This window comes from Amycolatopsis sp. NPDC059657, from assembly GCF_042734395.1.
GTDB lineage: Bacteria > Actinomycetota > Actinomycetes > Mycobacteriales > Pseudonocardiaceae > Amycolatopsis.
In genome coordinates this window covers 16,552-27,066 of sequence record NZ_JBHWEB010000123.1, presented here as the reverse complement: position 1 = coordinate 27,066, position 10,515 = coordinate 16,552, and the positions used below count along the sequence as shown (strand labels likewise).

12 protein-coding genes are annotated in these 10,515 nt (G+C 67.6%); 6 read left to right on the top strand and 6 right to left on the bottom strand.

All coding sequences use genetic code 11. From position 1 onward, the window contains the following. Positions 1–43 precede the first annotated feature (43 nt). Positions 44–1,243: an NADP-dependent malic enzyme gene (locus ACFV15_RS40020; protein ID WP_378357610.1), complete on the bottom strand. Its 1,200-nt coding sequence runs from the start codon at positions 1,241–1,243 to the stop codon at positions 44–46. A gap of 277 nt (positions 1,244–1,520) precedes the next feature. Between ACFV15_RS40020 and ACFV15_RS40015 the strand changes: the two genes are divergently transcribed. Beyond that, positions 1,521–2,120: a dTDP-4-dehydrorhamnose 3,5-epimerase family protein gene (locus tag ACFV15_RS40015; RefSeq protein WP_378357608.1), complete on the top strand. Its 600-nt coding sequence runs from the start codon at positions 1,521–1,523 to the stop codon at positions 2,118–2,120. Here ACFV15_RS40015 and ACFV15_RS40010 read toward each other — a convergent pair. Continuing rightward, a complete protein-coding gene (locus ACFV15_RS40010; RefSeq protein ID WP_378357606.1) occupies positions 2,117–3,742 on the bottom strand; it encodes a GMC oxidoreductase in 1,626 nt (541 codons plus the stop codon). The two genes, ACFV15_RS40015 and ACFV15_RS40010, sit on opposite strands and share 4 nt — an antisense overlap. A gap of 77 nt (positions 3,743–3,819) precedes the next feature. On the opposite strand from ACFV15_RS40010, the gene ACFV15_RS40005 reads away from it, so the two are divergent. Beyond that, positions 3,820–4,467 carry a hypothetical protein gene (locus ACFV15_RS40005; RefSeq protein ID WP_378357604.1) on the top strand — a complete coding sequence of 216 codons (648 nt, stop codon included), beginning with the start codon at positions 3,820–3,822 and terminating at the stop codon, positions 4,465–4,467. Here ACFV15_RS40005 and ACFV15_RS40000 read toward each other — a convergent pair. Then, entirely contained in the window at positions 4,451–4,915 is a 465-nt protein-coding gene (locus ACFV15_RS40000; RefSeq protein WP_378357603.1) for a hotdog fold domain-containing protein, read from the bottom strand. The two genes, ACFV15_RS40005 and ACFV15_RS40000, sit on opposite strands and share 17 nt — an antisense overlap. Positions 4,916–4,972: 57 nt before the next feature. Between ACFV15_RS40000 and ACFV15_RS39995 the strand changes: the two genes are divergently transcribed. Both ACFV15_RS39995 and ACFV15_RS39990 read left to right on the top strand, forming a co-directional pair. Further along, complete coding sequence (locus ACFV15_RS39995; RefSeq protein ID WP_378357601.1) at positions 4,973–5,533, top strand: acid phosphatase; 561 nt, start codon at positions 4,973–4,975, stop codon at positions 5,531–5,533. 8 nt (positions 5,534–5,541) lie between these two features. Further along, entirely contained in the window at positions 5,542–6,021 is a 480-nt protein-coding gene (locus tag ACFV15_RS39990; protein ID WP_378357599.1) for a GNAT family N-acetyltransferase, read from the top strand. Between the two features lie 193 nt (positions 6,022–6,214). Here ACFV15_RS39990 and ACFV15_RS39985 read toward each other — a convergent pair whose 3' ends face one another. After that, positions 6,215–6,685: a hypothetical protein gene (locus tag ACFV15_RS39985; protein ID WP_378357597.1), complete on the bottom strand. Its 471-nt coding sequence runs from the start codon at positions 6,683–6,685 to the stop codon at positions 6,215–6,217. A gap of 316 nt (positions 6,686–7,001) precedes the next feature. On the opposite strand from ACFV15_RS39985, the gene ACFV15_RS39980 reads away from it, so the two are divergent. Next, the gene (locus ACFV15_RS39980; protein ID WP_378357595.1) at positions 7,002–7,928 is read left to right on the top strand and encodes a diacylglycerol/lipid kinase family protein; all 927 of its coding nucleotides are present in this window, start codon (positions 7,002–7,004) and stop codon (positions 7,926–7,928) included. Positions 7,929–8,214: 286 nt separating this feature from the next. After that, positions 8,215–8,469 (top strand): WhiB family transcriptional regulator, encoded by a 255-nt coding sequence (locus ACFV15_RS39975; RefSeq protein WP_091289714.1) that lies wholly within the window; start codon positions 8,215–8,217, stop codon positions 8,467–8,469. Positions 8,470–8,737: 268 nt separating this feature from the next. Here the strand turns inward: ACFV15_RS39975 and ACFV15_RS39970 are convergent, their stop codons facing one another. Together ACFV15_RS39970 and ACFV15_RS39965 are read right to left on the bottom strand one after the other, a co-directional pair. Continuing rightward, positions 8,738–10,234, bottom strand: coding sequence for a sensor histidine kinase (locus ACFV15_RS39970; protein WP_378357593.1), 1,497 nt, complete (start codon positions 10,232–10,234; stop codon positions 8,738–8,740). A 4-nt stretch (positions 10,235–10,238) separates the two neighbouring features. Then, positions 10,239–10,460 carry a biotin/lipoyl-binding carrier protein gene (locus tag ACFV15_RS39965; RefSeq protein WP_378357591.1) on the bottom strand — a complete coding sequence of 74 codons (222 nt, stop codon included), beginning with the start codon at positions 10,458–10,460 and terminating at the stop codon, positions 10,239–10,241. Between the last annotated feature and the right edge of the window lie 55 nt (positions 10,461–10,515).

The following is a 10,515-nucleotide window of genomic DNA, read 5'->3' as shown; positions in this document are numbered from 1 at the left end:
GGTTAGAACCGGCAATACCACTCACGAGCCCGAAAGCAGGGTCTCAGCCGCAAACGCCGTCGGCCACGGCCGCCTTGGCCACCGCGTCGGCCACGGCGGGCGCGACGCGCGGGTCCAGCGCGCTGGGGACGATGCGGTCGGCCGCGAGGTCGTCCGCGGCCACGGCCACGATCGCGTCGGCCGCCGCCAGCTTCATGTTCTCGGTGATCGAGCGCGCACCAGCGTCCAGCGCGCCACGGAAGACGCCGGGGAACGCCAGCACGTTGTTGATCTGGTTCGGGAAGTCACTGCGCCCGGTCGCGACGATCGAGGCGTACCGCGCTGCCACCTCCGGGTGCACCTCCGGGTCGGGGTTCGACAGCGCGAACACGATCGAGTCATCCGCCATCCCGGCGAGCAACGACTCGTCGATCAACGCGCCCGAGAGGCCGAGGAACACGTCCGCGCCTTCTAGTGCCTCGCGCAGGCCACCCTGCAGCCCGGCCTTGTTCGTCGTAAGCGACAGCTGCTCCTTGATCGGGTTCAGCCCGGCGCGGCCCTGCGAGATGATCCCCTTGGAGTCCAGCACGGTCACGTCGGCGACCCCGGCGGCCTGCAGGATCTTCGCGCACGCGACACCGGCGGCGCCCGCACCCGAGACCACCACGCGCTCGGCGCCGATGTCCCGCCCGAGCACCAGGTTCGCCCCGCGCAGCGCGGCCAGCGCCACGATCGCGGTGCCGTGCTGGTCGTCGTGCATGACCGGGCAGTCGAGCGCTTCCTTGAGCTTGTCTTCGATCTCGAAGCAGCGCGGCGCCGAGATGTCCTCGAGGTTCACCGCGCCGTACGACGGCCGGAGCCGGATGAGTGTCTCGACGATCTCGTCGACGTCCGTGGTGTCGAGCACCAGCGGGATCGAGTCGAGACCGCCGAAGGTCTTGAACAGGACCGACTTGCCCTCCATGACCGGCAGCGAGGCACTCGCGCCGATGTCACCGAGGCCGAGCACCGCGGTCCCGTCACTCACCACGACGACCAGCCTGTCCGCCCAGGTGTACTGCTTCGCCTTCGCGGCGTCCTGCGCGATCGCCGTGCAGACCTTGGCCACACCAGGGGTGTACGCGATCGAGAGGTCACGCGCGTCCGAGATCGGGCGGGTGGCCGAGACCGAGAGCTTGCCACCCTCGTGCCCACGGAAGATCTCCGCATCCGTCACCGGGGCGGTGTCGGTGCGGATCTGGTCGTTCATCGTGATTCCTGTCATGGTCAAAACTTCTCCTGGGACTGCAGGCAGGGGGGATTTGCGACGGTCTCCTGCACGGCAGCCCAGCGCGGTAGCGCCGGCCTGTCGGCTAGTGCGTCGAATCGGCCATCGGTGCCAGGGTGAGGCGATGGCCGCCGACGCGGCGGTAAGACCATTGTGGCAGGCGCGAATCCCGATGTGACCCCGCGGTGCGGTTCATGTCACAGGAGTTAGGGGTGCAGGGGTTGGATAGCAAGACGTCTGTCCGGCTTATTTATCCCTCGATAGGGTAAGCGCCATGCAGGCGCGCGAATTGACCGTGCGGGACGCCTTCGAGTTCACCCCGCGAACCTTTCCCGACAACCGGGGCCTTTTCGTGGCCCCATTTCAGGAACCGGCGTTCCTCGAGGCGGTCGGCCATCCGCTTCGGCTGGCCCAGACCAACCACAGCATTTCCCGGCGCGGCACCATCCGCGGAATCCACTTCTCCGACACCCCGCCGGGCCAGGCGAAGTACGTGTATTGCCCGCAGGGCGCGCTGCTCGACGTGGTCGTCGACCTCCGCGTCGGCTCGCCGACGTTCGGCCAGTGGGACGCGGTACGGCTCGACACGGTCGACTTCCGCGCGGTGTACGTCGCCGAGGGCATCGGCCACGGGTTCGTCGCGCTGGAGGAGAACACCGCGATGAGCTACCTGTGCTCCGAGGGTTACCGGCCGGGCGCCGAGCACGGAATCACCCCATTGGATGAGACTTTGGGGCTGCCGTGGCCGTCGGACATCGAGGCGATCCTGTCGGAGAAGGACCTCTCGGCCCCGACCCTCGCCGAGGCGCTGGACCAGGGAATCCTGCCGAACTACGAAGACTGCGTCACCCACTACAAGAGCTTGCGCGGCTAGCCGATCCGGTCCTCGGCGATCACCCGCTCGATGTTCCGCTCAGCGAGCGCGGTGATCGTCACGAACGGGTTCACCCCGGTGCTGCCGGGGATCAGCGAACCATCGGTGACGTAGAGGTTGTCGTAGCCGCGCACGCGCCCGTAGGCGTCGGTCGCCTTGCCCAGCACCAGTCCCCCGAGCGGGTGATAGGTGAACCGGTTTTCGAACGCGCGCGTGTCGCCGAACAGATCGTGCCGGTAGACCGTCAGATTCGCGCGGTTGATCCGGTCGAAAAGCGACTTCGCGGCGTCGATCGACCGCTGTCCCTGCGCGCCGGACCAGTGCAGTTTCGCCGAGTCGCTCGCCGCGTCATAGCTGAAATACCCGCGCTCCGGGTTCTTCGTGATGGCCAAATAGAGGCTCGCCCAGGTTTCGATCCCGGCGGGCACCGGCGCGATTTCGGCGAAAACCGGGTTTTCTGTATCGCTCCAGTTGTCGATCCCCAGTACCGGCATCGCCGACTGAAGCGATCCAGTCGGGTCCCAAAGGTGATTCGCCCTGCCGAGCATCACATTGCCATTCGTGCCCCAGCCCCGGCCGACCTCGCCGTTCAGCTCCGGCAGCCTGCCGGTCTCCCGCGCGCGCACCAGCAATTCGGTCGAGCCGATACTGCCGGCGCCCAGGAACAGATACCGGGTGCTGACATGTTTCGTCCCGAGCACCGTGCCGTTCTCGTCGATTTCGCGCACCACCAGCGTGTACAGGCCGTCCGGTTGCCGGATGATCTCGCGCGCCTCGTGCAGTGTCTGGATGGTGACGTTGCCGGTGCCGAGTGCGGCGGCGAGATACGTCTTGTCCAGTGAACGCTTGCCGTGGTTGTTGCCGTAGATGACCTCGGAGCCCAGCGCCGAGCGCGGCACCGTGCCCGCCTCTTCGCGCTTGAGGTACTCGAAGTCGTAGACGCCCGGGATGAACGTCGTGCCGAGTCCTGCCTTCGCCGCGGCCTTGCGGGAAACCCGCGCGTACGCGTAGGACCGGCAGGTCTCGAACCACTGGCGGTCGACGTGGTTGACGCCCAGCGCCGCGTTGGCGCGCGGGAAGTACTTGCCGTACATCTCGTCCGCGTCGACCGAGGGCAGGATCTCCTCGAAGTAGTCGCGGCGCGGCGTCACCGCCATCGCGCCGTTCACCAGCGAGCCGCCGCCGACCCCGCGTCCCAGGTAGACGGACATGTCTCCGAAGTGGACACGATCGAGCACACCGGCGTAGCGCGGGATGTCGCGGTTCGCGATGTCGAGCCACAGGAACGAGGCGAGCGGCGCCTCGGTGCGCCTCTTGAACCACATCGACCGGCGATCGGGCGCGAGCATGCCACTGAAGACCTTGCCGTCCGCCGCGGGCTCGTTCCAGAGACGGCCCATCTCCAGCATCAGCGTCGAAACTCCGGCCTCGCCCAGCCGCAACGCGGTCGCCGCCGCGCCGTAGCCGGTGCCGATCACCACGGCGGGCACGAAATCCGGCAGCGACGCGCCGGCCTGCCTCGCCGAGATCGAGGTCAGGCCGAACGCGGCCGCGGTGCCGAGCGCGGCGGTGCCGAGGAATCGCCTGCGGGTCAGTGAGTTAACGCCGTTTATCCGGGCCACCGGCAGACTGTATCCAGGGTCTCCCTTGGGGAACTTCCCGGATGTGTCCGACGTCACCGGCAGACCAGGCTGTCGGCATGAAACTCGCCGCGCTCGCCGCCGCCACCCTGTCCGCGCTCGCGCTCGCCACCGGAACCGCTGCCGCCGACCCGCTGCCGACCTTCGATTTCTCCGACTGCCCCGCGCTGCCGTCCGGCGCGAACCCGGCCGAATGGCGCTGTGAAACCTTTATCTCCCAAGGAACTTTGTCTTTCGGGAAGGTGAACGGACTCTCGCTCGGCGAGATCAGGATGACTTTCGCCGAGGGCAAGCTCGACGGGAAGTTCGCCCAGGTCTTCAGCACGCTCAAGCACGCGCCCGCACCCGTGCCCCAGCTGCCGGGCACCACGATCCAGCTGCACTACGGCGGCTACTCCGACTTCGAGTCCACAGAGGAACGCAAAGGCGAACTGAACCTCTACGCGACACTGCGTGGACCACTCGTGCCGGGCGGCGCGACCGTCGACAGCCTGAAGAAGCCGATCCACTCGGTCGTCCAGCAAGTCGGGAAAACCGAAGTGCTGTCGACAAATCCGCTCGTGGTCAAGTTCAGCGTGATCGACGAGGCGATGGCGCTGCCCGCCGCACGCGGCCCGTTCCCCTGGCTGGCGAACCACGCGCTGGGGCTGCCGTCGACGGCCGTGTTCGAAGAGACCAGCTACGTGGGATTCAAGCCTTACGCGTGACCCAGATGGTGATCGTGGCCGTGACGACGGGCTTGCCCGCGGTGTCGGTGATGGTGACGGGGACGGGCAGTTCGAAGCCTTCGTCGCCGAAGTCCGGAATGGACGGAAGTTCCGCCACCGCGCGCAGGCTCGTCTCCGCCTTGGCCACGTAGTTGACCGTCATCCCCTTGGGCAGCCAGCGATGCGTCGGCGGCACCGTGGCCTCGGCGAGCATGCCCATCGCGATCTCGGCCAGATTGCAGGCGGCGATCGCGTGGTAGGTGCCGATGTGGTTGTAGACACCCCACCACTTGGGTGAAGTGACCTCGCAGCGGCCGGGCTTGATCTCCTTCACCGAAGGCACGATCGTCCGGAAATAGGGCACTCGCAGGCACATCGCGGCCGAGAACAGCTGCTTGCCGCCCGGCTTGGCCGCGAGCTTGGTCCACAACGCGTAGGTCGAAGTCATCGCGCCTCCCTTGTTACTCACGAGTAGCTAAGCAGACGGGCGGCTATATTCGCAAACGTGGGTCACCGACTTTTCCTTCTCAGGCACGGGCAGACCGAATGGTCGGCCGCCGGCAAGCACACCGGCCGCACCGACATCCCGCTCACCCCGACCGGCGAAGACCAGGCACGCGCCGTCCGGCTCACCGAAAAGCCACCGCTCGTCTGGTCGAGCCCGCGCCAGCGCGCGCTCCGCACGGCCGAGCTCGCCGGCCTGACGGTGACCGAGACCACCGAAGACCTCGCCGAGTGGGACTACGGCGACTACGAAGGCATCACCACCGACGAGATCCGCGAGACCGTCCCCGGCTGGACCGTCTGGACCCACCCGGTGCCCGGCGGCGAGTCGGCCGCCGAAGTCGCCGCCCGCGCCGACGCGGTGATCGCCCGCTTCCGCGCCGCCGGCAGCGACGTGATCGCCGTCGGGCACGGCCACTTCAGCCGCGTACTGGTGACGCGCTGGGTCGGGCTGCCCGCGGTGTCCGGCGTCCATTTCGCGGTGGACCCCGCTTCGATCACCGTACTCGGCGACGAACGCGGCGTACCCCAGATCGACCACCTCAACATCCCGCCCAGCTAGGAGTTTCCTTGCCCGACAACAGGATCCGCCGCATCCGCGAGTCCGATGTGGACGCGGTGGTACAGCTCTGCCACGAGCTCGCCGACTATGAGAAGGCCCCGCAGGACTGCCACCTCACCCCGGCCCAGCTGCACAAGGCCCTCTTCTCCGACGCGCCGGCGTTGTTCGGCCACGTCGCGGAAGAGGACGGCGAGGTCGTCGGCTGCGCGCTCTGGTTCCTCAATTTCTCGACCTGGCGCGGCGTGCACGGCATCTACCTCGAGGACCTCTACGTCAGCGAGTCACACCGCGGCTCCGGCCTCGGCAAGGCACTCCTCGCGGCCCTCGCCGAGGAATGCGTCGACCGCGGCCTCGAGCGCCTCGAATGGTCAGTACTCGACTGGAACCCGGCCACGGAGTTCTACAAAGCACTCGGCGCGACCCCGATGGACGAGTGGACGGTCTACCGCCTGGCCGACGGCCCCCTCCAAGCCCTCGCCCGCCCCTGACCCAGCCAAAAAATCCCAATGTGGCTTTCGTCAGCCCAGAGCTGACGAAAGCCACATTGGCGTGCTGAAACCTGACCAATGCCACATTGGGATTTTTTTCCCAGGCCGGGACCTGACGGATGCCCCAGTGGGGCGGTTGGCGGTCGCCAGGGCGGGGTGAGCGACCGCGTGGGCCAGGTGAGCGGGGGTGGGCTCAGTCCTCGTCGCGTTCGCGGCGGGCGGCTCGGCCGGCGGCGCCGTCACGCTCGGCCGCCTCTTCCTCGGTCTCGCCGTCGCGCAGGCCGAGGACCCAGGCGCGGGAGGCGCGGCGGAACAGCAGCACCAGCACGAGCACGCCGAGCAGTCCGATCGGGACGCCCGGTCCCGGCTGGCCGGACGGTCCCGCGAGGTACCAGCCGACGCCGATCATGATCAGCGCGACGACGACCGACGGGGAACGCGCCCAGGTCTTGCCCAGTAGCAGGCCGGCGCCGCAGGCGATGGTGCCCGCGCCGAGCACCGCGTAGTAGCCGACCTCGGCCAGCAGGTTGTTTCCACTGCTCTCGCTGGTTTTCACCAGCAGGAGCACCGCCAGCACGACCATCGCGAGACCGGGGAGCGCGGTGATCACGCCCGCGATTCGGACCTCGCGCGGCGCCGGGGAGAACTTGTCCGTAAACGGCACGGGTGCGTCGCCTTCCCAACTGCTTACCTTGCGCACGGGGGCCTCACCTGGGCGGGTGACCGTGCGTGAGCGCAACTGATCGTAAGCCACCCGGTCGGCCGTTTTCGCGCGGCCGTTCGCGAGTCAGTATTCAGGGTGTCGTCTGATGAGCGGGCGGTCGGCCCGGGTGCACTTGTCACGACAGCGGATGTCATCGACAGATGGAGGACTGCCCGCCACAGGGTCGTTATCGCGCATCCAGATGTGACTTGAGGACTTCGTCACCATGGGCGTCCGAGATTCCCCCGCCCGTGGCGCCGTCACTTACTCTCGGGTAGTGCGTGCCGTCCTCATCGTGAACCCCCAGGCCACCTCGACCACCGCCGGTGGCCGGGACGTGCTTGCCCATGCGCTCGCGAGCCAGGTCAAGCTCGAGGTCGTGGAGACGGCTTATCGCGGCCACGGGATGGCGGTGGCCAGGTCCGCGGCTCGTGACGGCCTCGACCTGGTGGTGGCGCACGGCGGCGACGGCACGGTCAACGAGGTCGTCAACGGCCTGCTGGCCGACGCCGACGGCGATCCCGCCGAGATCGGCCGCCTCCCGATGCTCGGTGTCGTGCCGGGCGGCTCTGCCAATGTGTTCGCCCGCGCGCTCGGTATCTCCCCCGACCCCGTCGAGGCCACCCACCAGCTGCTGCGCGCCATCGAAGAGGACACCAGCCGCCAGGTCGGGCTCGGGCTGGCCGACGGCCACTGGTTCACCTTCAACGCGGGCATGGGCTGGGACGCCGACGTCGTCGCCCGCGTCGCGAAGAAGCGCGGCAAGCAGACCACTTCGGGGCTGTATATGCGTGCTGCCATCGCCTCCCACTTCCGGCCGCCGCTGGGCAGGCCGAAGCTGACCGTGCGCGTACCAGGTGAAGAGCCGCGAGAGGTGGTCACGGCGTTCGTGTCGAACACCGATCCGTGGAGTTACCTCGGTGAGCGGCCGGTGCACCTGAACAAGGAGTGCTCGTTCGACGGCGGGCTGGGCCTGTTCGCGTTGAACGGTCTCGGTGTGCCCACCGTGTTCAAGGCCTTACGCCGTGCGCTCAGCGCCAAAGGGAACCAAAAAGGCAGGCGCGTCGTGCGTCACGATGACCTGCCGATCATCCGCATAGACGCTGCTGAGCCGGTAAACTTCCAAGTAGACGGGGACCTGGTCGGCCAGCGGACCCGGGTGGAGTTCATCAGCGTGCCGAACGCCGTGACAGTCAGAGTCTGACGGTCACTCGGGACGGCCGGTGGCTGATCGTCTGCGGCAAAGTGTTACAGCCGCTCGTCGACACAAAAGCTCCGTTCACCGCATCGGCCTTCCCCTCTGAACGCGGTTTCAGGACGAAACCGCAGGTCAGAGAGGTAACTCGGCCGGGTGAGCTGACTCACCGATCTCCAGAAAACCCTTGTCGAAAGCGGTGTCTCGTGAAAGCATTCACAAGCACCCCAAAAAACGACCGCCATGACGATCTATGGCGCGGCCTCTCCCGCGCTGTTGTTAGGAGCTCAGAAACATGGACTGGCGCCACGACGCGGCCTGCCGAGACGAGGACCCCGAGCTGTTCTTCCCCGTGGGGACCAGTGGGCCCGCTCTGTCGCAGGTAGCTCAGGCGAAGACCGTGTGCCACCGCTGCACCGTCGCCTCCGACTGTCTCTCCTGGGCTCTTGCCAGTGGACAGGACGCAGGCGTGTGGGGCGGGATGAGCGAAGACGAGCGACGCGCTCTCAAGCGCCGCCGTACGCACATCGGCACCCGTAGCATCGCCTAAATCGCATAACCCAAGCCGAAGTTGGTAATTTCGGTGGAGTGACCTTGCGCTCACCCCACTTGAGGTGATACCTACCCGGCTTGAGCTTAACAAGAGGCTCACAACCGCCTGATAGCGGCCCAGTGAAGCCACCCGGGACTTGCCAAAGTCCTCCCGCGGAACCGTTCTCTAGGCCCGGCACCTCTTCTCTTCGGTGCCGGGCCTTAAACGTGCCCGGAGGTCGTGAGTGTTTTGACCGGTTCTAACCGGCCAAAACACTCACGACCCCTTAAACGCGGCGCGAGAGCGGAATGCGCAGCGCGGCCTCGGTCCCCCCGGAGCGCGGGCCGCGCAGCGAAAGCGAGCCCCGCAACTCCGACTCGACGAGCGTGCGCACGATCTGCAGACCGAGGCCGTCGCTTCGTTCGAGTGAAAAACCGGACGGCAGACCGCGCCCGTTGTCCCGGATGACCACATCGAGCCAGCGCGCCGAGCGTTCGACGACCAGATCGACCTTGCCCGGCCGCCCGTCCGGGAACGCGTGGCCGATGGCGTTCTGCACGAGCTCGGCCAAAACCATCACCAGCGGGGTCGCGATCTCGGCGACGACCACCCCGAACGAGCCCGTACGTGACAAACTCACCCGCGATTCCGCGGTCGCCACCTCGCCGACCATCGGCAGCACGTTGTCGAGCAGCTGATCCAGGTCCACCCGCTCGTCGACGGAGATCGACAGTGCCTCGTGCACCATCGCGATCGACGTCACCCGCCGCACCGACTCCGCCAGCGCGAGCCGCGCCTCCTCGCTGGACGTCCGGCGTGACTGCAGACGCAGCAGCGCGGCTACCGTCTGCAAGTTGTTCTTCACCCGGTGGTGGATTTCGCGGATCGTGGCGTCCTTGGACAGCAGCGCCCGGTCGCGGCGCTTGACCTCGGTGACGTCACGCACGAGCACCAGCGCGCCCGCCGCCTGACCGGACGGCCGCAGCGGCAGCGCGCGGAACAGGACCACGGCGCCGCGCCGCGAATCGGCCTCGGTACGGCTGCTCGGCTTGCCGTCGAGCGCCTCGATGATCCGGTGCGACACCTCGGTCGCGTCGAACGGGTCGCGGATCAGCGAGCGCGTCAGCGGCGCCAGCCGGGTGCCGACGAGGTCGCTCTCGTGCCCCATCCGGTGATACGCCGATAGCCCGTTCGGGCTGGCGAACACGACCGTGCCCGCCGCGTCGAGCCTGATCAGGCCGTCGCCGACGCGCGGGCTGGTGTGCGTGTCCGTCTGATTGTCGCGGCTCGGGAACGTCCCGTCGACGATCATCTGGCACAAATCGCCCGCACTGCCCAGGTACGCGATCTCGAGCGGCGACGGGACCCTCGGCTGCGCGAGGTTCGTCTCGCGGCTGAGCACGGCGATCACCTTGCCACCGAACGTCACCGGCACGGCTTCGCGGCGCATCGGCAGGTCGCGGTACCAGTGCGGGTCCTCTTCGCGGCAGATCCGGCCCTCACGCATGGCCTTGGCCAGCTGCGGATGCTCCTCGACGGTGAACCGGGTGCCGACGACGTCCTCGGGATGCGCGGTCGGCGCGGTGGTCGGGCGCGCGTGCGAGACGCACACGAAGTCGCCACCGCCGGCGTGCAGTTCCTCGGTGACGGACACCCAGAGCAGGAAGTCCGCGAACGAGAGGTCCGCGAGCAGCTGCCACTCGGCGACCACCGTCTGCAGGTGATCGGCGGCCTCGCCGGACAGTCTCGTGTTCTCCGCCAGCAGCTCGGCCAGTGTGGACATAGGGCTACGCGACCTCGATCTTCGCTAGAACGGCGCCTTCTTGGACATGGTCACCCTCGCCGACCCGCAGTTCGACGACCGTGCCCGCGTAGTCGCTGAGCACCGGGATCTCCATCTTCATCGACTCGAGGATCACCACCATCGCGCCTGCCTCGACGATGTCGCCGGGTTTCACCACGACCTTCATCACGTTGCCGACCATCTCGGCGGGGATGTCCTTGAGCATCACCCGATCCAACCACCCGAAAGGCACCTGTCACACTGGTGGGGTTGACCAGAGC

Bases quoted from the DNA above. Each gene is read 5' to 3' on its own strand.
- ACFV15_RS40020 (WP_378357610.1), bottom strand. From the start codon at position 1,243: ATGACAGGAATCACGATGAACGACCAGATCCGCACCGACACCGCCCCG.
- ACFV15_RS40015 (WP_378357608.1), top strand. From the start codon at position 1,521: ATGCAGGCGCGCGAATTGACCGTGCGGGACGCCTTCGAGTTCACCCCG.
- ACFV15_RS40005 (WP_378357604.1), top strand. From the start codon at position 3,820: ATGAAACTCGCCGCGCTCGCCGCCGCCACCCTGTCCGCGCTCGCGCTC.
- ACFV15_RS40000 (WP_378357603.1), bottom strand. From the start codon at position 4,915: ATGACTTCGACCTACGCGTTGTGGACCAAGCTCGCGGCCAAGCCGGGC.
- ACFV15_RS39975 (WP_091289714.1), top strand. From the start codon at position 8,215: ATGGACTGGCGCCACGACGCGGCCTGCCGAGACGAGGACCCCGAGCTG.
- ACFV15_RS39970 (WP_378357593.1), bottom strand. From the start codon at position 10,234: ATGTCCACACTGGCCGAGCTGCTGGCGGAGAACACGAGACTGTCCGGC.
- ACFV15_RS39965 (WP_378357591.1), bottom strand. From the start codon at position 10,460: ATGCTCAAGGACATCCCCGCCGAGATGGTCGGCAACGTGATGAAGGTC.